General features: G+C 49.2%; 24 protein-coding genes and 1 riboswitch. Of the genes, 8 read left to right on the top strand and 16 right to left on the bottom strand.

From position 1 onward, the window contains the following. Positions 1-15: 15 nt before the first annotated feature. From NW212_RS04315 to map, 15 genes are all read right to left on the bottom strand, one after another. Positions 16-693 (bottom strand): tetratricopeptide repeat protein, encoded by a 678-nt coding sequence (locus tag NW212_RS04315; protein WP_258337415.1) that lies wholly within the window; start codon positions 691-693, stop codon positions 16-18. A gap of 22 nt (positions 694-715) precedes the next feature. Further along, positions 716-1741, bottom strand: a complete 1026-nt coding sequence (locus tag NW212_RS04310; RefSeq protein WP_258337414.1) for a VWA domain-containing protein — start codon at positions 1739-1741, stop codon at positions 716-718. A gap of 12 nt (positions 1742-1753) precedes the next feature. Continuing rightward, positions 1754-2752, bottom strand: coding sequence for a VWA domain-containing protein (locus NW212_RS04305; protein ID WP_258337413.1), 999 nt, complete (start codon positions 2750-2752; stop codon positions 1754-1756). A gap of 18 nt (positions 2753-2770) precedes the next feature. Beyond that, positions 2771-3874, bottom strand: coding sequence for a hypothetical protein (locus NW212_RS04300; protein ID WP_375337945.1), 1104 nt, complete (start codon positions 3872-3874; stop codon positions 2771-2773). A 1-nt stretch (position 3875) separates the two neighbouring features. Then, positions 3876-4745, bottom strand: coding sequence for a DUF58 domain-containing protein (locus NW212_RS04295; RefSeq protein ID WP_258337412.1), 870 nt, complete (start codon positions 4743-4745; stop codon positions 3876-3878). A gap of 129 nt (positions 4746-4874) precedes the next feature. Next, positions 4875-5870: a MoxR family ATPase gene (locus NW212_RS04290; RefSeq protein ID WP_258337411.1), complete on the bottom strand. Its 996-nt coding sequence runs from the start codon at positions 5868-5870 to the stop codon at positions 4875-4877. A 236-nt stretch (positions 5871-6106) separates the two neighbouring features. Next, positions 6107-7180: an HU family DNA-binding protein gene (locus NW212_RS04285; RefSeq protein ID WP_258337410.1), complete on the bottom strand. Its 1074-nt coding sequence runs from the start codon at positions 7178-7180 to the stop codon at positions 6107-6109. Between the two features lie 4 nt (positions 7181-7184). Next, positions 7185-8489: a 30S ribosomal protein S12 methylthiotransferase RimO gene (gene rimO / locus NW212_RS04280; RefSeq protein WP_258337409.1), complete on the bottom strand. Its 1305-nt coding sequence runs from the start codon at positions 8487-8489 to the stop codon at positions 7185-7187. Continuing rightward, positions 8486-9448 (bottom strand): signal recognition particle-docking protein FtsY, encoded by a 963-nt coding sequence (gene ftsY / locus NW212_RS04275; protein WP_258337408.1) that lies wholly within the window; start codon positions 9446-9448, stop codon positions 8486-8488. The genes rimO and ftsY overlap by 4 nt, the downstream gene beginning before the upstream one ends. Positions 9449-9621: 173 nt before the next feature. Continuing rightward, complete coding sequence (locus NW212_RS04270; RefSeq protein WP_258337407.1) at positions 9622-9777, bottom strand: DUF4295 domain-containing protein; 156 nt, start codon at positions 9775-9777, stop codon at positions 9622-9624. A gap of 9 nt (positions 9778-9786) precedes the next feature. Next, the gene (gene rpmG / locus NW212_RS04265; RefSeq protein WP_005841291.1) at positions 9787-9975 is read right to left on the bottom strand and encodes a 50S ribosomal protein L33; all 189 of its coding nucleotides are present in this window, start codon (positions 9973-9975) and stop codon (positions 9787-9789) included. Positions 9976-9994: 19 nt separating this feature from the next. Further along, complete coding sequence (gene rpmB / locus NW212_RS04260) at positions 9995-10255, bottom strand: 50S ribosomal protein L28 (protein ID WP_258337406.1); 261 nt, start codon at positions 10253-10255, stop codon at positions 9995-9997. Between the two features lie 104 nt (positions 10256-10359). Beyond that, a complete protein-coding gene (locus NW212_RS04255) occupies positions 10360-10860 on the bottom strand; it encodes a CinA family protein (protein ID WP_258337405.1) in 501 nt (166 codons plus the stop codon). Positions 10861-10882: 22 nt separating this feature from the next. Beyond that, positions 10883-11905 (bottom strand): tRNA (adenosine(37)-N6)-threonylcarbamoyltransferase complex transferase subunit TsaD, encoded by a 1023-nt coding sequence (gene tsaD / locus NW212_RS04250; RefSeq protein ID WP_258337404.1) that lies wholly within the window; start codon positions 11903-11905, stop codon positions 10883-10885. Between the two features lie 5 nt (positions 11906-11910). After that, entirely contained in the window at positions 11911-12765 is an 855-nt protein-coding gene (gene map, locus NW212_RS04245) for a type I methionyl aminopeptidase (protein ID WP_258337403.1), read from the bottom strand. A 327-nt stretch (positions 12766-13092) separates the two neighbouring features. Here map and NW212_RS04240 point away from each other — a divergent pair, with 327 nt between their 5' ends. Beyond that, the gene (locus NW212_RS04240) at positions 13093-13311 is read left to right on the top strand and encodes a winged helix-turn-helix domain-containing protein (protein WP_258337514.1); all 219 of its coding nucleotides are present in this window, start codon (positions 13093-13095) and stop codon (positions 13309-13311) included. 61 nt (positions 13312-13372) lie between these two features. On the opposite strand, the gene NW212_RS04235 is transcribed toward NW212_RS04240, so the two are convergent. Further along, positions 13373-14044 (bottom strand): MgtC/SapB family protein, encoded by a 672-nt coding sequence (locus NW212_RS04235; protein ID WP_258337402.1) that lies wholly within the window; start codon positions 14042-14044, stop codon positions 13373-13375. A gap of 177 nt (positions 14045-14221) precedes the next feature. Between NW212_RS04235 and NW212_RS04230 the strand changes: the two genes are divergently transcribed. The 7 genes from NW212_RS04230 to thiC all read left to right on the top strand — a co-directional run bounded on the left by NW212_RS04230 (position 14222) and on the right by thiC (position 23461). After that, positions 14222-15451, top strand: coding sequence for a hypothetical protein (locus NW212_RS04230; RefSeq protein WP_258337401.1), 1230 nt, complete (start codon positions 14222-14224; stop codon positions 15449-15451). A gap of 30 nt (positions 15452-15481) precedes the next feature. Next, entirely contained in the window at positions 15482-16069 is a 588-nt protein-coding gene (locus NW212_RS04225; protein ID WP_258337400.1) for a hypothetical protein, read from the top strand. Next, entirely contained in the window at positions 16053-19715 is a 3663-nt protein-coding gene (locus NW212_RS04220; RefSeq protein WP_258337399.1) for an ATP-binding protein, read from the top strand. The genes NW212_RS04225 and NW212_RS04220 overlap by 17 nt, the downstream gene beginning before the upstream one ends. Before the next feature lie 220 nt (positions 19716-19935). Continuing rightward, a riboswitch (TPP riboswitch) is annotated at positions 19936-20031 on the top strand. A gap of 62 nt (positions 20032-20093) precedes the next feature. Then, positions 20094-20294, top strand: a complete 201-nt coding sequence (gene thiS / locus NW212_RS04215; RefSeq protein ID WP_258337398.1) for a sulfur carrier protein ThiS — start codon at positions 20094-20096, stop codon at positions 20292-20294. Positions 20295-20297: 3 nt separating this feature from the next. Next, positions 20298-20927, top strand: a complete 630-nt coding sequence (locus tag NW212_RS04210; RefSeq protein WP_258337397.1) for a thiamine phosphate synthase — start codon at positions 20298-20300, stop codon at positions 20925-20927. Between the two features lie 34 nt (positions 20928-20961). Next, entirely contained in the window at positions 20962-21738 is a 777-nt protein-coding gene (locus tag NW212_RS04205) for a thiazole synthase (RefSeq protein ID WP_258337396.1), read from the top strand. Between the two features lie 25 nt (positions 21739-21763). Next, a complete protein-coding gene (gene thiC / locus NW212_RS04200; protein ID WP_258337395.1) occupies positions 21764-23461 on the top strand; it encodes a phosphomethylpyrimidine synthase ThiC in 1698 nt (565 codons plus the stop codon). The last annotated feature ends 8 nt before the right edge of the window (positions 23462-23469 follow it).

The raw sequence follows: 23469 nt of genomic DNA, 5'->3' as shown, positions 1-23469 counted from the left end.
ATTTGTCAAACAGGATTACCAGTCTTTTTCAAGTTTGCGTCCTTGTATCTGGATCTGTTTCTTTACTTTATCCTGCACATTCTTTTCATCTTGCATCACAGCATTCAGCAGCTGCTCGGCATTTTCTTTCGACATCTGGTTCTGTTGCTGCTGTTGCTGCTGGTTGTTCTGCTGATTCTGCTTGTTTTGATCCTGCTGATCCTTATTCTGCTGTTTGTCATCCTCTTTCTGGTCTTGCTTCTGTTCCTGTTTGTTCTGATCCTGCTGCTGTTGCTGCTGATCTTTCAGCTGTTTTTGGGCAAGCGCCAGATTATACCGCGTCTCATTGTCGTGCGGATTGTTCCGGAGTGCTTCCTTATAGGCCTCAATGCATTGCGGAAGCTGTTTTGACGACTGCAAGATAACCCCCATATTATGATAGATATGCGAAAGTTTCATTTTATCCTTTTCTATTTTAGAGGCAGCGCCGAATTGTTCCATGGCTTCTTTTGCTTTCTGCTGCATGAGAAGCGTGTTTCCCAGATTATACATTGCATCAGCAGACTTGGGATTCTGCTCCAGTGCCTTTCTGTAATCTATTTCGGCTTTTACAAACGAACTGTCATTATAAAGTTTATTTCCGCTCCGCAGATAGTCGCGGTCTGTTTTCTGTCCGAAAACACAAACTGCCAGTCCGCAGCAAAATAAACACATAAAAAACCTTTTTCCACTCATCTTAGTTCTGTTTAAAGAGTTTCACATTTTTGAAAAGCGGATTCCTGCGGTTAAGAATCATAATTTCTACAGCGAGCAAAATCAAGGCAAGCCATGCCAACACCCTAAACTGTTCATCAAATTCAGTGAACACCTGTGTTTCCACGTCTGCTTTTGCCAGCTTGTTGACCTCCGCATTCAAAGCTCTTTCCGCATTGTTCGTGTTATCAACCCTGACATACATGCCATTTCCTGCACGGGCAATCTCACGGCACATTTCTTCATTCAAACGTGTGACAACGACATTTCCGTCTTTGTCACGACGGAACTCATTGCTTCCCTCTACAGGTATTGGCGAACCGTCGGGTGATCCGACGCCCAAAACGAAAACGTGTATGCCCTTTTTGGCCGCTTCTTGCGCCGCTTCGATAGCTCCGCCTTCGTGGTTTTCACCGTCGGTAATCAGAACGATCGCTCTTCCTACTCCATCATTCGGAGTAAAGCTTTTCATAGCCAGATTGATGGCTGCCCGTATATCTGTTCCTTGGGTGGATATCAGTGAGGGGCTTATCGTTTCAAGAAACAGCTTTGCCGAAACATAATCGCTGGTGATTGGCAATTGCGTAAACGCCTCTCCAGCAAAAACGATCAATGCGACTTTATCGTTATTGAAGGTTTCAACCAGCCTGGATATCAGCTTTTTCGACTTCTCCAAACGGCTGGGAGCAACATCCTGAGCCAGCATGGAGTTTGAGATATCAAGTGCAACGACAGTTTCTATTCCCTGCCGTTTCACGGTTTCCATCTTAGAGCCGAACTGAGGCTGGGCAAGCATGAAAATCACCATAACCATAGCCGCCAGCATAAGCCAGAATTTCACGTCCGGGCGATACTTTGAAACTTCCGGCATAAGCTGTTTCAGAAGCTCCATATCCCCATATTCTTTCAATCTTTTGCGGCGCCGGTAGTTGGAATAAAAATAAAAGGCTGCCAATATCGGTACAACGATGAGCAGATACAAATATAACGGTTCTCCAAATCGAAACATAGTCACACGTTTTTAAGGGATTTTCTTTAATACAGTATTGCGCAAAATGATTTCCAGCAAGATGCAGACAAAAGCGATGAGAGCAAATACATGATAAGCTTCTTCCCGTTTGCTGAACTCTTTTACGTTCAGTTTGGTCTTCTCCAGCTTGTCGATTTCCTGATACACTTCCTTCAGCTTGCTGTTGCTTGTGGCCCTGAAGTAATTGCCTTCAGTCGTTGCAGCAATTTGCGTCAATACTGACTCATCTATTTCTACGGGCATCTGTACATATTGTACGCCAGCATAAGTAGGCATAGGATAAGGTGCAGTGCCATTGGTTCCGACACCGATTGTATAAACCCTGATCCCGAACTGCTTGGCTATTTCTGCCGCTGTGAGCGGAGAAATGTCTCCCCGGTTGTTTACACCGTCTGTCAGCAGAATGACAACCTTTGACTTCGCCTTGCTCTCTTTCAGGCGGCTTACTGCATTGGCCAGTCCCATTCCGATAGCGGTTCCGTCGTCGATAAGCCCGCGTTGGGCCATTTCACAGTTTATATTCTTGAAGAGATTCAGCAGCACACCGTGGTCAACGGTCAGCGGGCACTGTGTGAAAGCTTCCCCCGCAAAAATAGTCAGACCAATATTGTCGTTAGGCCGGCCGTTGATGAATTCTGCTGCAACTTCTTTGGCGGCCTCAATCCGGTTCGGCTTCAAGTCCTCAGCCAGCATACTCGTCGATACGTCCACAGCCAGCATGATGTCGATACCCTCGATTTCGGTGTTCTGCCAGTTGTCGGTCGTCTGCGGACGTGCCAGCACCAGCGTAATCATCACGAATGTAACGATACGCAGAAAAAACGGCGCATGAACGAGATAGACTTTCCAGCTTGCCGGAACTTTCATGTACATGCGTGTCGTTGACACCTGCAGCGAAGGTTCGGATTTTCTGTGCTGCATCACATACCATATAATATAAGGTATCAGCAGCAAAAGCAGAAATAAATATTCAATATTAGCAAAAATCATAGCTTCAACTTTAATTTATCAGAAGAAAAGGTCGATGATATGGCGCACGGTCAGGTAAAGACCGGTTACGGCACAGATTCCGGCAACGGTAATGCTGTACAGCAAGGCAATGCGTCCACGTTTCGAACGTTTTTCTTCCACTTTTATTTCCTTAGGCTCTTCTTTCTTGCCTGGCTCCTCCTCGATTTTCGTCTGGTTGATGAAATCGATAGCCGTAACCAGGTTCATGTCGTTCTCGTTAATCAGCGGTGAATGTTTGGCGAATTTCACCAGGTCGGCCGTTGAAAACAACACCTTCAAGTCATTGATCGATGCCTGGTCCTTTTCCTCAAGCAGCCGCCCGATTATCTCTGCCGATGTCATTTCCATCGCATTGAAACCGAAACGTTCCTTGATGTAGGTACGTATCACGTCTGTCAGTTCGGTATAATACTGCTTTGGATCTTCTTTCCGGTAATTGTTGTCGGCCTTGATCGTCTCAATCTTCTTCATCGCCGAAAGATGCGGAGGAAGTTTCGGCTCAACCTTTATAATGCGTATAATCGGCTTGTTGTTGCGATAGCGCACAATCAGGAAAACAGCCAGCGCACCTGCAATGAGAAACAGCAGGACCGAATAAATCAGCGATGCAAGGTCGTCCAGTGTCAGCGGAACTTCATGAATCGTTTTAGGTCCGAAAAACTGATCCGGATGCAGCGTATCGACCGGAACCGAGTATACTTTCAAAGCTAAAGCTGCCGACTGATATTCCTTATTGTCAACCGTCACTTTAAAAGGCGGCAGATAGTACAAGGCTGAATCGAACGAAGTTACCGTATATTCTTGGGAAACCAGCCAGCGTTTGTTGTCGTTCAGAAGTTGTGTATCGGGTTTCGCAATCTCCAGAATCTCTACTCCTTTCACCAGCGTATCTCTCAGCAGCGGCAAACGCAATTTCTGATTTGCATCCATACTCACCTGCAACTTTATCTTGGCCTGTTCACCTATAAGCAGTTGGAGCGAATCAATGGCAGCTTCAACGGTCACCTGCCCCTTTGCAGGAATTGCGGCCATTATCAGACAGGCTGCACAACAAAGCAGTTTCAGCATTCTCCTGCCTTCAAATAATAAGCTATGTTTCATTTCAATTTCGTTTAGCAAATAAGTTCAGCAATGCTTTCACATAGTCCTGATCTGTACGCACGGATACTGAATCCACATTGCAGTGAGTAAATACATCATTCAGTTTCTGCTGCCGCTGAATCCACCATTCGCGGTGCGCCTTCCTCAAGGTTTTGGATGATGTGTCAATCCATTGCTCATGTCCCGTTTCGGCATCCCTCACCCGCATCAGTCCGATATTGGGGAGATCTTCCATTCTGCGGTCATAAACCTGAATAGCCACCACATCATGCTTGCGGTTGGCAACGGTCAGCGCATTCTGAAAATCATGGTCATCAATGAAATCGCTCAGCATAAAGGCTGTGCACCGCTTCTTCAGCACGTTCGTCAGGTATTCAATGGCACACTGCAAATCGGTGCGCATACTCTGCGGATGGAAATCCAGCAGCTCCCGTATGATGTATAAGATATGCTTGCGGCCTTTCTTGGGAGGAATAAATTTTTCAATCCTGTCTGAAAAAAATATCACTCCGATCTTATCGTTGTTCTGGATGGCCGAGAAAGCAATGGTTGCGGCTATTTCAGTCAGCATGTCTTTCTTCATCTGGACGGTTGTACCGAAATCCAGACTGTTCGACACATCCACCAGCAGCATTACCGTCAGTTCACGTTCTTCTTCGAACACCTTCACGAATGGCTTGTCAAAGCGAGCTGTTACATTCCAGTCAATATCACGTATGTCGTCGCCGTATTGATATTCGCGTACTTCCGAAAAGGCCATACCTCTTCCTTTGAAAGCCGAATGATACTGCCCCGCAAAGATATTGTTTGAAAGTCCCCGGGTCTTGATCTCTATCCGGCGGACCCGTTTCAATAGTTCACTTGTTTCCATTCCTTTGGATTTTACAGTTGGCAGAGCGGCCGGACATCAAACGATGAGAACCCGCGTTCCGGCACGCTCCGATAACTCTTTTTGTCAATAGCTGGTCCTTTTCTCCCATTTCTTCCGAAGGCAAGGGCATCAGGGTACTTCCACCTTGTTCAGAATCTTGCTGACAATTTCATCGGAAGTCACGTTTGTAGCTTCCGCTTCATATGTCAGGCCGATGCGGTGGCGAAGCACATCGTGAGCCACGGCACGCACGTCCTCGGGAATTACGTATCCGCGGCGTTTGATGAATGCATAACTGCGTGCGGCAAGAGCCAGATTGATTGAAGCACGCGGAGATCCGCCGAATCCGATCAGTCCCTTCAGATCCTTCAGGTCATATTTCTCCGGATAACGGGTTGCGAAAACAATGTCTGCAATGTACTGTTCAATTTTTTCGTCAAGATATACCATGCGGACAATCTTCCGTGCCGCGATGATATCGTCGGCCTTGATGATCGGGCGCACCTCGCGTCTTTCTCCTGAAATGTTCTGGCGGATGATTTTCTTTTCTTCTTCCAGTTTCGGATAATCGATAACCACTTTCAGCATGAATCGGTCGACCTGCGCCTCAGGAAGCGGATAAGTTCCTTCCTGTTCGATGGGGTTCTGAGTTGCCATTACCAGGAAAGGGCTTGGCAGGTCAAACGTTTCTTTTCCAAGAGTTACCTGGCGTTCCTGCATCGCTTCGAGCAAGGCACTCTGCACTTTTGCCGGAGCACGGTTGATTTCATCGGCCAGCACGAAGTTGGCAAAGATCGGTCCCTTATTCACAACGAACTGCTCGTCTTTCTGGCTGTAAATCATTGTACCCACAATATCGGCGGGCAGCAAGTCAGGAGTAAACTGAACACGACTATATTTTGAATCAATTAATGAAGCCAATGTTTTGATTGCAAGAGTCTTTGCAAGTCCCGGAACTCCTTCCAGCAATATATGTCCGTCCGACAACAATCCGATCAGCAAAGATTCTACCAAGTGTTTCTGACCCACGATCACTTGATCCATTCCTGTCACCAAATTAGTAACAAACGCACTTTCACGCTCGATGCGTTCGTTCAATTCTCTAATGTCAATAGCTTCTGCCATAGTTTTCTTATTTACCTTTTTGTTCTTCTTTTTGTCATAAATCAGTCTTCCAGACACCCTTGTCTGAAAGAGCACCCAAAATTAAGGTATTCCATTAACAGAAGCAACAATTGTTCATTAAAAAATACAGACGGCACAAGGCTTTTAAGCCTTATTGAACTAAAGAAAATTAAAATTGACAAGATTCATCTCTTTCCGTCCGCACGAAATACGGAACAGAAACGGCTGCTTTGAGATTAGTTTGCAGGAATCAGTCGGGGAATCCGGACAACTGTACCTACGGGCACATTGTCTGGATCGGGAATGTTTTTTCTGTTATATCTTGCAATATAAGGCCACAGCTTGCGGTTTCCGTAGAAACGCTGAGCCACTTTTGCTAGTGATTCTCCCCTGCGCATGACGTATTCTGCGAGCGTTTCTTTCATCTCATATTTTACGGTGTCAGACAACGGCTTGTTTTCTTTTGCCGGTATAGCGGCCTGCTCAGGTGCCGGCTGCTCCGAGGCACTTTCCGGAACATACTCTAAAGCCAGGGTGTCGCTGCTTGCGCTTTCATCCATTCCCGTTTCCTGGCCTTCAATGTATCTTATGACAGATTCCGGAATATACCTTCTTCCCGACACCAAAGCCCATACGATACTTCCTCCCAGCAGCACGCCGGCCAGCAATATGACAGCCAGCATACACCAGGGGATGCGAGGCTGTTTTTCCTGTTTTGGCTTTTCGGCTGCATCCGCTTCCGGAGCTGTTTCAGAAACAGGAGTTTCTTCCGGCTCACCCTTCTCGCGCACCGGTTCGTCCATATCGTCAAAATGTACCCCTTCTTTTAGTTCCACCGATTCAAATTGGGAAAAAGGCCTGTTGATTAAACTGCGCAATGAGTCATCCGGAACAAAAGAAACGTCAGAATCGATAAGTTTAAATGTGCCCAGTCCCTTGATTTTTATATACTTGTCCTGAATAAGTGCATTTTTGACGGCTGCAAAAAAAGTGCCGGCGAATGCATCGCTTCCATTCTGCGGCATCAAGCAATGCATTTCGGCAGGAGTAGCGTCTGACTGAAACTCAGACTTAAAGACAAGGTTCAAGCTCGGAGGAACCAGATAGCGTTTGCCTGTGACGGGATCAACCGTAATGTGTTCAAGTGTTTTTTCCACTTCAAACAAGCCGAGCCCTTCCACAGCCACGGTTTTTCCTTCCTGCAAATCCATCGTCATTGCATCTATCAGAGAAGCCACCGAATGTGAAGCTTCCTCTTCCGTATATCCCAAATGCCGGGACAGCTCGCCTATCAGTTCTCCGTTGTTCATACCCTTATTCAACTAGCGTGGCATACAGATCGAAATCGTCCGCATCCACGATCTTGGCCATATGGAATGATCCTGTGTGCAGCAGATGGCCATCGGCTGCCTTTATCAGGACTTCCGGATCCACTTCCGGCGAATCAAACTCTGTCCGTCCGATATAGTATTCTCCCTCCTTGCGGTCTATGATAACCTTGAATGTCTTTCCTATTTTCGCATGGCTCAGTTCGCCTGATATTTCCTGCTGAATAGCCATCAGTTCGTCCAGACGTTGCTGTTTCACTTCCTGAGGAATTTCGTCTTTGTAGTGTCTAGCCGAATAAGTGCCTTCTTCTTCCGAATAGGCAAACGCACCCATACGGTCAAACCGCACCTTCCGCACAAAGTCCTTCAATTCATCAAAGTCCTGTTCGGTTTCTCCGGGATGCCCCACCATCAGCGTAGTACGCAGGTGAATGCCCGGCACTTCTTTCCTGAACCGCTCAATCAGCGCGTAAGTTTCGGCTTTGGTCACATGCCTCCTCATTTTCGACAGCATATTGTCACTGATATGCTGGAGCGCGATATCCATGTATTTGCATACGTTGTCGTTCTCCCTCATCACCCTGAATAAGTCTTCGGGGAAATGAGCCGGATAAGCATAGTGCAGGCGAATCCATTTCACGCCCGGAATCTGCGCCATGCGTTCGATCAGCTCCGGAAGCATCTGCTTTTTGTAGAGATCGACTCCATAATAGGTCAGTTCCTGCGCAATGACCTGAAACTCTTTTACTCCCTCTGAAACCAAAAGCTTGACTTCCTCGAGAATTTCTTCCATCGGCCTTGAAACATGATGTCCGGTTATGATAGGAATGGCACAATAGGAACACTTCCGGTCACAGCCTTCCGATATTTTCAGATAGGCGTAGTGTTTCGGTGTAGTCAGATGCCGTTCAACCGCAAGTTCCGGACGGAAAGCCTTACCCAGATCACTGATCAGCTCATTCCAGTTGAACTTCCCGTAAAACTTGTCTACTTGGGGGATTTCCATCTGAAGATCTTTCAAATAGCGTTCCGAAAGACAGCCCATCACATACAGCTTCCGCAGCCTGCCTTCCTCTTTTGCCTGGCAGAACTCCAGAATCATGTTGACAGATTCTTCCTTTGCGTCACCGATGAACCCGCAAGTGTTGATTACGGCAATCTCCCCTTGCGGACGCTCACTGTCGTGAGTCACCTTATATCCGTTTGCTTCGAGCTGCTTCATCAGCTTCTCCGAATCCACCAGATTCTTTGAGCAGCCCAAAGTGATGATGTCAATTGTGTTTTTTCTCATTTTTCCGTTGTTCCAAATAATGAATCCACGAACTCACGGCGCCGGAAAATCTGCAAGTCTTCTATTCCCTCGCCCAGTCCGATGTATTTTACCGGAATCTTGAACTGGTCGGAAATGCCGATAACGACACCTCCCTTAGCTGTTCCGTCTAGTTTAGTAATAGCCATTGCGTTTACCTCTGTGGCCAGCGTGAACTGCTTGGCCTGTTCAAAGGCGTTTTGTCCTGTCGAACCGTCGAGCACAAGCAGCACTTCGTGCGGAGCGTCGGGAACAACCTTCCGCATTACATTTTTGATCTTGGTCAGCTCGTTCATCAGTCCCACTTTGTTGTGCAGGCGTCCAGCCGTATCAATGATAACCACATCCGCGTTGTTGGCGGCGGCAGAACTGAGCGTGTCGAAAGCCACGGAAGCCGGATCAGCTCCCATTTTCTGTTTGATGACGGGCACTCCCACACGTTCTCCCCAAATCATGAGCTGTTCTACAGCCGCGGCACGGAATGTGTCGGCTGCTCCCAGATAAACCGACTTTCCGGCTTTCTTGAACTGGTAAGCCAGCTTTCCGATGGTGGTGGTCTTTCCCACCCCGTTGACTCCGACAACCATAATTACGTATGGCTTTTTGCCGGCAGGAACGCTGAAATCGTCCGCGTCTACCGTATTGTTTTCCGTAAGCAGCGCTGCAATTTCCTCCCGAAGGATATTGTTGAGTTCCTGCGTATTCACATACTTGTCCTTCGCCGCCCTCGCTTCGATGCGTTTGATAATCTTCAGCGTGGTTTCCACCCCGACATCAGAGGTTATCAGCACCTCCTCCAGATTATCCAGCACCTCATCGTCTACTTTTGACTTTCCGGCTACGGCACGGGCTATTTTTCCGAATACACTTTCTTTTGTCTTAGACAAACCTTTGTCTAACGTTTCCTTCTTTTCCTTGGAGAAAAAACTAAAAAATCCCATACAGTTGTCTTTTTATATTAGCGATACAGCATGTATCATACCGCAAAGATAAGCAAAATACACATATTTTAGAACAAATCGGCACAAAATTAAGATTATGCCCTGAGAATTAAAAAAAGGCATGCCCTGCTGGGGACATGCCTTTTTCATCTCGGCGTATGTTTGCCTGATAATTATTTCTTCAAGAATTCCTGTACTTTTTCGTTAGGAACCATCTGTTCATCAAAAATATAAGCGCCTGTTTTCGGAGACTTAACCATTTTGATAACCTTCGTATAAGAACGACCTTCCTTTCCGGTCTGGAGGGTTGCGACTGTTTTCTTTGCCATAGTCTCTTATTATTTAATTTCTTTATGAACTGTTACTCTTTTCAAAATAGGATTGTACTTTTTCAGTTCCAATCTTTCAGTGGTATTTTTTCTATTCTTAGTTGTGATGTAACGAGAAGTGCCCGGCATACCACTATCCTTCATTTCGGTGCATTCAAGGATTACCTGTACTCTATTACCTTTAGCTTTCTTTGCCATAGTCTTTCTCTTCTTTTAATTAACCAATAACTTTGATGTCTTTCCAATTGCAGAAACCTTTGGCAACCGCATCGTTCAGCGCAGCGTCAAGGCCCTTCTTGTTGATAATACGCAAGCCGTTAGCACTTAATTTCAAGCTAATCCAGCAATCTTGTTCTACATAGTAGAATTTCTTTGTAAACAAGTTCACATTGAACATTCTTTTTGTTCTTCTTTTTGAATGTGAAACATTGTTGCCTACAGAGGCTTTTTTTCCGGTAATTTGACAAATTTTCGACATTTCTATCTAGTTTTTATAGTTTTATTTCATGGTTCCTTAAAACGGAGTGCAAAGTAAGCCATTTAAATTGACATACACAAGTATTTTGCAAACAAAATACACTTTTACTCCTCATTTTCTTGCTTTTGACACAATTCGAGCAACAACTGCAGGGTTTTTGCCGTTGCAGCCTGTATGTTTTTGTCACGTCCTTCATCGTCTGTGAGCTTGGCGGTCAACACCTTTTCTTTGTTTCCGGCGGCCACCCAAATTGTCCCCACGGGTTTGTCGGGCGTTCCCCCTCCCGGGCCGGCGACACCCGAAGTGGCTACGGCATAATCCGTATGAAGCACTTCCATCGCTCCGTTTACCATTTCGACTACAGTTTCTTCGCTCACGGCTCCTTTTGTTTCGAGCGTTTCTTTCTTCACGTGCAGAAGCTCTTCTTTCACTTCGTTGGCGTAAGCCACCACCCCGCCTTTATAGAAACGAGAACTTCCTGGAACCGCTGTGATGATAGCGGCCACATTGCCGGCCGTACAGCTCTCGGCTGTAGACAGCGTGAACCCTTCTTTCCAGAAGTATTCACTGATCAACTTGCTTAATGTTTTGGTTTCTACTGACATAAACGTATGTTCTAAATAAGTTTTACTTTATTGTCACCCGCGAGTATGCAGGTGCGTCTATCGGGCAAAATTCCTTGTCCTGATACTTGAAATAGCCGGTTATGGCAATCATTGCCGCATTGTCGGTGGTATATCCGAACTTCGGGATGAAAATGTTCCAGCCATATTTTTCGGCATGGGTACGGAACGCGTTGCGCAGCCCGTTGTTGGCCGACACTCCTCCTGCCACGGCCACCTCCTTGATACCCGTGTCTTTCACAACTTTGCGGAGCTTGTCCATAAGAATGTCGACAATGGTCTTTTCCAGCGATGCGGCAAGGTCGGTCTTGTGATGTTCCACAAAGTCGGGATCTTCTTTCACCCATTCACGCAACGAATAAAGAAACGAGGTTTTCAGGCCGCTGAAGCTATAGTCATACCCCGGTATGTGCGGTTTGCTGAATGCAAACGCTTCCGGATTTCCCTGGCGCGCCAGTCTGTCGATAATCGGCCCGCCGGGATAGCCAAGCCCCATCACCTTCGAGCATTTGTCGATTGCTTCTCCTGCTGCGTCGTCGATGGTCTGGCCGAGCACCTGCATGTCGTTGTACGCATTCACGCGGATGATTTGCGAGTTGCCCCCCGACACGAGCAGGCAGATGAAAGGAAATTCCGGCTGATGAGGTTCTTCGTCCTTTTCCTTTATGAAATGTGCCAGGACATGCCCTTGCAAGTGGTTGACTTCGATCATCGGAATACCCAATGCCCGCGAAAATCCTTTGGCGAACGAAACGCCGACGAGCAGAGAGCCCATCAGTCCGGGACCTCTGGTAAATGCTACGGCGCTGAGTTCTTCCTTTGCCACTCCTGCACGCTTCAGCGCCTCGTGCACAACCGGCACGATGTTCTGCTGGTGCGCGCGCGAAGCAAGTTCGGGCACTACGCCCCCATATGATTCATGCACCGCCTGGCTGGCTATGACGCTCGACAGCAATACGCCGTCTTTGATGACTGCAGCCGAAGTGTCGTCGCACGATGATTCTATACCTAATATTATAATGCTCATTGTTTTTAATATGTCAAGATTTCAACACCATTTTCCGTCATCACAAAAGTATGTTCCCATTGCGCGGAAGGCAGTTCGTCTTCCGTCACCACAGTCCAGCCGTCTTCTTCATCAATGAACACCTCCCACGTGCCCATGTTGATCATCGGCTCGATCGTGAACACCATGCCTGGAACAAGCAGCATGCCGGTGCCTTTCTTCCCGTAGTGCTCAACGTCTGGTTCTTCGTGAAACTCAAGTCCGACCCCATGTCCGCACAGGTCGCGCACCACTGAAAATCCGTTTTTCTTCGCATGCTTTTCAATCGCATGCCCCAAATCGCCGACAAACGAGAAAGGCTTGGCAGCCTCCATCCCTATTTCCAGGCATTCCTTAGCCACCCTTACCAGCTTTTCTTTCTCGGGAGTTGTTTTTCCGATAATGAACATGCGCGAAGCATCGGCATAATACCCGTCAAGAATCGTCGTGCAGTCAACATTGATGATGTCGCCTTCCTCCAGAATCTCCTCGTCGTTCGGTATTCCGTGGCACACCACTTCGTTGATTGAAGTGCAGCAGCTCTTCGGAAAGCCTTCGTAGCCCAGACATGCCGGAATGGCTCCGTGGCTCACCGTATAGTCGTACACGAGCTTGTCAATCTCAGCCGTGCTCATTCCTGCGTGTATTTCTTTCTCTACCAGATCAAGAACGGCCGTGTTTATCACGCCGCTTCTCCGTATGCCCTCAATCTGTTCGGGCGTCTTGATCAACTCACGCGACGGCACAAGGTGTCCTTTATTCTGAAACGACAGCACTTTCTTGTCAAGTTCGGTGAGCTCGGCTCCTTTGGGAACCCTCCAGTTTATCTTGCTTTTTCTCATACATTTCTATCAAATGGTCATGCAAAGTTATAAGAAAAAAATGGAATAAAAGCCTAATCTCATGCAAAAACGAGGCGACCCGGCCAAAAATCCGGCGGATAATGAATACACAAAGGGATGACGGCTCACTTTCAGGATTCCATGTTGCAGACATGTTTCGGCAACGACGCGGGATTAGTCTATTTCAAACATATAATGTCCCAAATGTATGATATGGCAAATTCTATTTCTAAATAATTATTTAAATTCTTGCAATAATGGAAAATTGTTTTTATTTTCGCTATGTCAATAACAAATTACAACAAACTACAAAATTTTCAATCTATGATGAACAAGAATCAAATCGGAGAAAATGCAGGCATTGTATGGAAGCTCCTTTCCGACAATGCACATTGGGACTATGAGAAGCTGAAGGATGCTTCCGGATTATCCGACAGAGACTTGAATGCCGCCATCGGCTGGCTTGCACGCGAAGACAAAATAGACTTCGACATTGACAACGGTCACGACAGACTATTCCTTCACGTAAATGTCTATATCGGCTAAATAAAAAGGGTATGCCGGCCGAGGGGAAGGGCTTCGGGCATACCCTTTTCTTTTTGTTGTTTCAGATGATTTTCTTCACCGTGACTCCGGGGAAGTCATGGAGGAGAAGGAGCAGCAGCCCTTCTTCATCCAGTTGCTTGGCTTTTATGACAAGCGTTACGCTATACTTCATCTTTCCGTTTTCCACCACTTTTTCCATTTCATACGATGAGATGCGGAAGTTCTTTCTGCTGAAGTCAGACGACACCTGCTTTACCACATCTTCATTGTCTGCAATGAATTCCACGATCATGTTGCGCATGCCGAGGCTCTTGAAACACCTGCTTAGCACTTCCAGACCAATCAACGCGAGCACGGTGGCCGCCACTCCGATTCCATACATGCCGGCTCCGATCGCAAGGCCGATGCCTGCCGTGGCCCATATGCCCGCCGCCGTGGTCAGTCCCCTGACGATCTGTTTCTGAAGCAGTATGATCGTTCCTGCCCCGATAAAGCCGATTCCGCTCACCACTTGCGCGGCGATGCGGCTCGGATCCAGGCGCACCAGATCCTTTTCGAGCACGTCGGCAAATCCGTACTGCGAAACGATCATCATCAGCGCACTTCCCAAGGCCACCAGAAAGTGCGTGCGGTAGCCCGCTTCCTTGGCGCGGTACTCACGTTCAAGTCCGATCAAAACTCCCATTACTCCTGCCACAAACAGGCGGAGGATAAAGTCTGCATAAACGTTCATAAGTCTATCTTATTTGAGTTGTTTCGAAAGATACGAAAAAAAATGCAGAATCCATCCGTGTCTGCCGGTAAAAATGAGTGCCGACTGAAAGCCGAAGTCATTCGGCATCCTGCGCCCGGAGGTGGATAATCTCAAAAAGTTTTTATAACTTTGCCCCACTTTTCCAAAAACTGAACAATGTACATATTCCGATCCATACACGAAATAATCAATACCGTCGCCGCATCCAGGACGCTGCTTACCGAAATGTTCGAGAAACGGAAAACCTTATCTTTCCGCTATTCCGATGCGCTGGCACTCCTGAAAGACGACGAAAACCGGCTGAAGCTGCTTCTTGAAAAAGAGGTGATACGGCAGAACGGAAACTTCGTGGAACTGGACGCACGGTTCATGGACTTTTTTGAATTGCTGCTAGAAGCGAACGAGGAAATCAATACGGCGGTTATCGACGAGAACATCGAATACCTGCACGAGCTGATGGACTATTACGCCAAGGAGCGGATTCCTTCCCGGAAGGAAAGCTACGTGCGGAATATCAAGATAACGTTCCGGAAAATCGCACGCACCACAATCCGGAACATCATGAACCTGCAGACCAGCATAGACCACGCGTTCAAACACGAGCCCACATACCAGATAAAAATCGCAAAGCTGGAAAACCTCGACAAGAAGCGGATCAACATACAGCGGCTCATCGACACGACCGAAAACCTGATCCTGCACGACGAAAGGAAATTCTTTCAGGAAGCCACGGACGAGGAGCTGAAACGCATCCTGCTCGAACTGAGAAGCGAACTGCAGCTTTCGGCTCACAGCCTGATACGGGCGCAGCAGGACATCATCAACTACCTCAACCAGATAAAGAGCCAGGTGATTCTGGTAGAAAAGATCAGAAAGGTGAAATACCTGCACGACACGTTCGAACTTCGCGCCAAAAGTAACCTTACAGAGGTGGTGGAACGGGAACATTCGGTGCTGCTGGAAGGCAATCCGCCGTCTTCGTTCAAGCTCTCGCTCGGATATTTGAGCGGCGACGAGGCACGCCCGGTGATTCTGAAGGTGCTGAAGAATCTGCAATACCGTGAAACCGCACGCAGCAACGAAGCGGGAGCTTTCAGCGAAGAAGATATGGAGGCCGCCGCCGTCTATCAGGAAGCCATCGATCTCGATGAAACGGCAGGCTGTTATATCCAGGCGCAAGCACAGGCTTTATGGAATCATCCGGAGAAAGATCCCGAGGATTTGTTCTCTTTCCTCATGCGTTATTCTTTTCCGCGTGAAGTGGACGACCGGGAACGCACGACGCTGTTCTGCCAGATCGTTTCGCTCTACGAAAACCAGTTGCGCATTACCGACCGGTACGGCGTGTACAAAGAATACGAATATGCCAAAGTATATCCGGCATAATCTTTATATCGACTTATTCAAACAACATCAATGGAACTGAACATTAGAATTCCCGACCATACATCCGCCATTTTCGACTACCTGCAAAAAGGGCAGTTTGTCTGCTCGAACAGTTGCAGCGAGTCGGTCCGCGACATGTATGACATGATTGACGACGATTACGACGCGCTTTCGCTGTTCTTCTCTCAGATAGGCTATACGCTGGAGCGAGGAAACGAATACTTTTATTTCTCACGCACGGAGCCGAGGGCTACGCTCGAACAGAAAATCCTGAGGGCTTACTATTGGATTGATGTGCTCGACCTTTTCAAGACCTATGATGAAACGTTCGGCGCGGGGTTCCGCTTCCAGCCCGAACAGATTCTGGTGGAGGCAAACATCAACGCCACGCTGCAGAACAAGCTCGACGGCATGAGAAAGCATTTCTCTGACAGAGATGTGCGGAAGGAGGTGCTCGACAACATAATCCGCCTGCTTGTCAAGGAATCGTTCATCGAACTGGAAAACGAGAAGAACAACACTTACAAGGTGCTGAGCTCGTGGCATTACCTGGAGCGACTGATAGAAAGCATTCAAATTTATGATGACACAGAAGAAGACAATGAGAAACCTGAATAGAATCATATTTATAAACAGCGCAAACATACCGTATGCCGACGATATCTATCTGGACGGCAACGTGCATTTCATCGGAACGCAGGGCGTGGGCAAGAGTACAGTTCTGCGGGCCATCCTTTTTTTCTATAACGCCGACACGCAGAAGCTGGGAATCCCGGTGGAGAAGCAGAGCTATACGGAATACTATTTCCCTTATTCAAACTCGTATATCGTGTATGAGGTGGCCACAGAGCATGGCTTCTTCTGCATTCTCAGCTTCAAGTCAATGGGAAGGGTCTGCTACCGCTTCATCGACTCTCCGTACCGCAAGGAGTTCTTTATCGATGAGAACCGGACGGCATACAGCGGAACCGACCGCATCCGTGCCGCCCTCGATCAGGCTGAAGTGGACTATTCGCGCATCATCTACACGTACGATGAATACAGGAACATTCTGTACGGAAACGGAAGCGACCCCGAAATGGACCGTTATGCGCTGATGGAAAGCAGGCAGTATCAGAATATTCCCCGCACCATACAGAATGTGTTTCTCAACTCCAAGCTGGATGCGGAGTTCATCAAGAAGACCATCATTTCTTCGATTAACGAAGACGAAACGGCCATCGACCTGAACACGTACAAGGAGCATCTGAAGAATTTTGAAACGCGGCTGCATGATGTGGAAGAATTCCAGAAACGCGAAACGCAGAAACTGGTGAAAGAAATCACTTCTCTTTCACGTCAGGTGTCGCGCCAGCAAGCTGCCCTGGCACAAGGATGCCGCGAACTTGCCGCAGCTCACCGCAATGCGGTGGAGGCACTGCCGCAATGGACGGAAAAGAAGCGGAAGGCCGAAACCGAACGGAACGGATTCATCGCACGCCGGACAATGCTCCAGGAACAGTCGCGCCAGCGTTGCGACAAGATGCAGGAAGAACTTGCCGTGCTGAACAACGAATTGCAGAAGGCGGTGAAAAAGGAGGAAGAATACGCAGTCCAGCAGATCGGATCGGTCATCGAACGTTCGGCAAGAAAGGATGAATGGAAAAACCGGAGGCAGGGACTCACCGAAGAACAGCGCATACTGACTTCGCATTATACGGAAATATCAACCAAATACAAGTCGCTCGTTCAAAACCTCGACCAGCAGTGGAACAAGATTCACGAGGCGAAAATCAGGCAGATCGAAGAATTGAACAACGACAGCAACAGGCGGATCGAAGAGGCACGCCGCCAATATGAGGCGGATACGGAAGCGGTATACCAGAAATTCGAGGAGCTTTCGCTCCAGCTGCATCCCGAAAAGAGCGCCGGACAGAATGAACTGACTGCCCTGAACTATCAGATGGAATTGTGCAGGAAGGAACGCTACTTCGAAAAAGAGCAGGAAGAGCTGAAACACCGCATCCAGTCGTACACGGGGCTTCATGCGAGCAAGCGCAACCGCATTGAAAATTCTCAGCTGGTCATCAAGGAGCTTACCTTGCAGTGGGAAGAGGAGCTGCAGAAAGGGCTGAAGGAGAAAGACGAGGAGATGATGCGCCTCCAGGCCGAGCAGCATAGCCTGCGCCCGAGAGTGGACGAGCTTGAGGTGTTTCTGAAGAACAGCAAACGCACGCTGCAGGGATGGCTCAAGGAGCATAAGAAAGGATGGGAGGACAACATCGGGAAACTTTGCGACGAATCCATCCTCTGGCAGACTGATCTGGCTCCGCAACTGGCGGCAGACGGCGGGAACTCATTCTACGGCATCAATCTCGCGCTTGACGCTGTAGACAGGCACATCAAGTCGATCAACGATTATCAGGCGGAAAAAGAAGCGGGCGAATGCAGGCTCAAGGAAATAGCTTCTGCCGTCGGTCGCCTGCAAGAGGAAAAAGAAATGCTGGCCGACCAGTTGAAGGCTAAGTACCAGCCCAGAATCAAGGAACAGAAAGACATCATCAGCCTTCAGGAATATGAGATTGAGAAACTGGAACAGCAGTACCAGCAGGATATGCTTGACCTGGAGGAATGGAAGAAAAAGGCAGAGGCCGAATGCGGAAAGAAACTGGAGGCTCTGCAGCAGAAAAAGACGGGACTGGCGGCAGAATTGAAGCGGATCGACGAAAAGCTGGGAGGACTGAACGAAGAAAAGAGCAGGGAGCTTAACCGGCTGAAGCAGGAATGGAACGCGCTTCAGCAGCGCATCGCCGGTGAAAAGCAGCGGCTCGCGGAGTCGGTCAAAAAGGAGGACGAAGATGAAAAGAGGCGCATCAGCGCGGAGAAGGCGGAATACGAGTCGCAAATGAAGCAGGAACTCCATTCGCAGGGGGCTGATACGGAACGCCTCCAGCAGATAGCGGGGCAGCTGCAGGACATCGACCGGGAACTGCTTTTCATCAAAGACCATGCCGCGCTCATCATCGAGTACCGGAAAGACAAGCGCGACCTGATCGACAACATTCCGGAATGGAAGCGCAGGCGGGACGCGCAGAAGCAGGAGCTTCACCTGGAGAAAGAAAATCTGAAAAAGGAAACGGCATCGCTTCAGGAAGATATAGACCGGCTGGACAAAGAGGCGCAAGCGGCCGAACAGGAAGAGGCGCGTCTGCTTGCCGACCAGGAGGCTTTCGGCAAGATCCCCGCATACGACTGGTTCAAGGCGCATCAGGATATTTTCAGCGAAGACAGCCGTTATCCGGGAAGCACGGCCGTACCCCAGAAGTCATGCACAGAGCTGATCGCCGAACTGAACCGCGCAGACAACCAGTATCTTGTGCTGCAGAACCGTTTGCGCAAGGAGGTGAATCTCTTTACCGGACATTTTGACGAAGACAATACGTTCAAGTTCCAGACCAAATTTACCGACGACTGGGAATATGTGCGCTTTGCCGACGAGCTTTATGATTTTGTGGAAGAGAACAAGATCAGCGAGTTCGTGCGGCGCATCAACAACGAACACTCGGACATCTTCAAGCGGATCAGCATGGACGCTTCGATGCTCACAGCTTCGGAAGATGACATCCAGCATCTGATCGGCATGGTGAACAAGGGTTTCCAGACCTGCAACTTTGTAGGTGTCATCCAGTGCATCGAGATGAAAGTGGAAGAAAGCAGCAACCGGGTTGTGAACAGCCTCAGAGCGATCCACAAATACTATTCGGAGCATGCCTACGACCTGATGCCCGGCACCAACCTGTTTTCGTCCGAGAACGAACAGCTGGTGAAGCAGGAAGCCATCGCCCTGCTCCGCGATTTCATCAAAGAGATCCATGCCTGCCGGTATGATTCCGTCCGCCTGTATGATTCGTTCGAGCTGCGTTTCCGCATCATCGAGAACGACAATGACACAGGGTTTGTAGAGAAACTGTCGAATGTGGGATCGGAAGGAACGGACATTCTGGTGAAGGCAATGATCAACATCATGCTCCTGAACGTGTTCAAGGAAAGCGCATCGAGAAAGTTCAAGGACTTCAAGCTGCACTGCATGATGGATGAAATCGGGAAACTGCATCCGAACAACGTGAACGGTATCCTGAGATTTGCCAACGACCGGAACATCATCCTCATCAACGGTTCGCCTACCGAACTGAACAGGGATGCCTACAAGCACGTGTATCTGCTCACCAAAGGCGCGCAGAGCAAGACACGCATCGTACGCCTGATCTCCGACCAGAAATTATAGTTGTCCGGAAAGGCCCGCGGATTTGCGGAAACCGGGGCAAAAGACGCAGCTTTTCCGAAAACAGTCTTTATCTCCAGTCTGGAGATATGTATCTTCAAGCTGGAGATGCATGTCTTTAGGCTGGAGATTTGCATATCCAAGCTGGAGATAAAGATTCCCTGAAAAATTATTTTCTCCTCCAAAAGCCTGCATTCTTATTTTTATTCTTATATTTGCAGACGACAAAACAAAGGGGTGCCCTACCGGACGGGCTGAGATCATACCCTACGAACCTGATGCGGTTAGTACCGACGAAGGGATTGTTCGCTAAAGTTTCTTTTCAGATTTTCCCGTCCTTCTGCGCCTCTTTGCAGTTTTCATCCTTAAACCCAACTGATTATGAAAGTATTGGTAAATAACAAAGAAACGGAACTGGCGGAAGGAAGCACCGTTGCCGACCTGGCCCGCCAGCTGGAACTGCCGGCTCAAGGAGTGGCAATCGCACTGCACAACCGCATGGTGCCGCGCACGCAGTGGGAAGAACAGACATTGCAGCCGGGCGACAGCCTGGTGATCATCAAAGCTGCATGCGGAGGGTAGAAAATGGAACTTCAGTTCATTACACATTTCACCGCCAAGTATTCTTATTCTGACTCGGCACGCATTGCCCTCGAAGGAGGGTGCCGGTGGATTCAGCTGCGCATGAAAGACGCGGATGTGGAAGAAATCGAAAAAGAAGCGCTGCGCATCCAGCCGCTCTGCAGGGAATATGGCGCGACATTCATCCTTGACGACCAGGTGGAACTGGCGAAAAAGATACATGCCGACGGCGTGCATTTAGGAAAGCATGACATGCCGGTTGCCGAAGCGCGCAGGATGCTCGGAAAAGGCTACATCATCGGAGGAACGGCAAACACGTTTGAGGACGTGAAGGCGCACGCTGAAGCCGGAGCCGACTACATCGGATGCGGACCGTTCCGCTTTACCACAACCAAGAAGCAGCTCAGCCCGATTCTCGGACTGGACGGATACCGCGAAATCATTGCGCGCATGAAAGAGGAGGGAATCTCCCTGCCTGTCGTCGCCATCGGAGGAATCACCTATGATGACATCCCGGCTGTCATGCAGACCGGCGTGTCGGGCATTGCCCTGAGCGGCTCCATCCTGCGCGCGGAAGATCCTGTGGCCGAAACGCGCAGAATTGTTTCGCTTGTCAGCCAGACAGCAATCTGAACAAACAACAACAAAACATAAACAGATAACCGAAATGAAAAATTTAGTCATTGCCGGCAAGGAATTCGGCTCACGCCTGTTCCTTGGAACCGGAAAATTCAACTCCAATGAAGTGATGGAAAAATCCATCCTGGCTTCGGGAACAGAAATGGTTACCGTGGCCATGAAACGTATCGAACTTGACAACAAAGACGATGACATGCTGAAGCATATCGTACATCCGCATATCCAGCTGCTGCCCAACACATCGGGCGTGCGCACTGCTGAGGAAGCTGTATTCGCCGCCCAGATGGCACGCGAGGCGTTCGGCACCAACTGGCTGAAGCTGGAGATTCATCCCGATCCGCGCTACCTGCTGCCGGATTCGACCGAAACGCTGAAGGCTACCGAAGAATTGGTGAAGCTGGGCTTCGTTGTGCTCCCCTACTGCCAGGCTGACCCGACTCTGTGCAAACGCCTGGAGGAAGCCGGCGCAGCTACTGTGATGCCGCTGGCCGCACCGATCGGCACAAACAAAGGACTGCAGACGCGCGACTTCCTGCGCATCATCATCGAACAGAGCAACGTGCCGGTGGTTGTTGACGCCGGAATCGGTGCTCCGAGCCATGCAGCCGAAGCAATGGAGATGGGCGCGGCGGCCTGCCTCGTAAATACAGCCATAGCTGTGGCCGGAGATCCGGTGGAAATGGCAACAGCCTTCAAGGAAGCAGTCATTGCCGGACGCCGGGCATACGAAGCCGGACTGGGAATCCAGAGAGAAAACTTTGAGGCTTCGGCTTCATCTCCCCTCACCGCATTCTTAAACGATTAACGATAACCTTCAAAATCTCTCCGATATGGAAAAAGACAACAGAGCCTACGCACATGCAGAGAAAGCCTACATGAAGGGAACAATATTTCCGTTCGTCAAGGTGGGCATGCAGAAAGTGAACCTCACCCCTACCGTTACCGTAGTGGACGGAAAGAAAGTGACAACTCCCAATGCGCCGGTCTATGTGTATGACACGAGCGGACCGTTCAGCGACCCGAACATTGAGGTCGACCTGAAAAAGGGATTGCCCCGCATGCGCGAAGAATGGATCATTTCGCGCGGTGACGTGGAACAGCTGCCTTCCGTCACCTCAGCATACGGCAAAATGCGCCGTGACGACCCGTCGCTGGACCACCTGCGCTTCGAGCATATCGCCCTGCCCTACCGCGCAAAAGCCGGCAAGTGCTGCACGCAAATGTATTATGCGAAACAGGGCATCGTGACTCCGGAAATGGAATACGTGGCCATACGCGAAAACATGAACTGCAAGGAGCTGGGCATCGACACTTATATCACTCCGGAATTCGTGCGCGACGAAATCGCGGCAGGACGTGCGGTGCTGCCTGCCAATATCAACCACCCGGAAAGCGAACCGATGATCATCGGACGGAGCTTCCTCGTGAAAATCAACACAAACATCGGAAATTCTGCCACAACTTCAAGCATCGACGAAGAAGTGGACAAAGCGGTGTGGAGCTGCAAGTGGGGAGGCGATACGCTGATGGATCTTTCTACAGGCGACAACATACACGAAACGCGCGAATGGATTGTGCGCAACTGTCCCGTGCCGGTAGGAACCGTACCTATTTATCAGGCACTGGAGAAGGTGAACGGCAAAGTGGAAGATTTGACTTGGGAGATCTACCGCGACACGCTGATCGAGCAGTGCGAGCAGGGAGTAGACTATTTCACCATTCATGCAGGCATCCGCCGGCATAACGTGCATCTGGCCGACAAGCGTCTTTGCGGCATCGTGTCGCGGGGAGGTTCCATCATGAGCAAATGGTGCCTGATACACGACCGCGAATCGTTCCTCTATGAACACTTTGATGACATTTGCGACATCCTTGCGCAATACGACGTGGCCATTTCTTTGGGCGACGGCTTGCGTCCGGGCTGCATTGCCGACGCGAACGATGAAGCGCAGTTTGCCGAACTCGACACGATGGGCGAACTGGTGGTGCGCGCATGGGAAAAGAACGTGCAGGCGTTTATCGAAGGCCCGGGACATGTGCCTATGCATAAGATCCGCGAAAACATGGAACGCCAGATCTCGCATTGCCACAACGCGCCATTCTATACGCTCGGCCCGCTTGTAACCGACATCGCTCCGGGATATGACCACATCACTTCGGCCATCGGCGCTGCGCAGATCGGATGGCTGGGAACTGCCATGCTGTGCTACGTCACTCCCAAAGAGCACCTGGGACTTCCCAACCGTGAGGATGTGCGCACAGGAGTCATTACCTACAAGATCGCCGCTCACGCCGCCGATCTGGCAAAAGGACACCCCGGCGCACAGATCCGTGACAATGCCTTGAGCAAGGCTCGCTATGAGTTCCGCTGGCGCGACCAGTTCCACCTGAGTCTGGATCCCGAACGGGCATTGGAATATTTCAATGAGGGCCGCCATACCGACGGTGAATACTGCACGATGTGCGGACCGAACTTCTGCGCGATGAAGCTCTCAAGGGATCTTGCTTCAATCAATAACAAACAATAACATTGATA

The sequence above is a fragment of the Bacteroides sp. ET225 genome, assembly GCF_024733745.1.
GTDB lineage: Bacteria > Bacteroidota > Bacteroidia > Bacteroidales > Bacteroidaceae > Phocaeicola > Phocaeicola excrementipullorum.
Note: the sequence above shows the minus strand (reverse complement) of the source record. Positions and strands in the feature narration are given on the sequence as shown.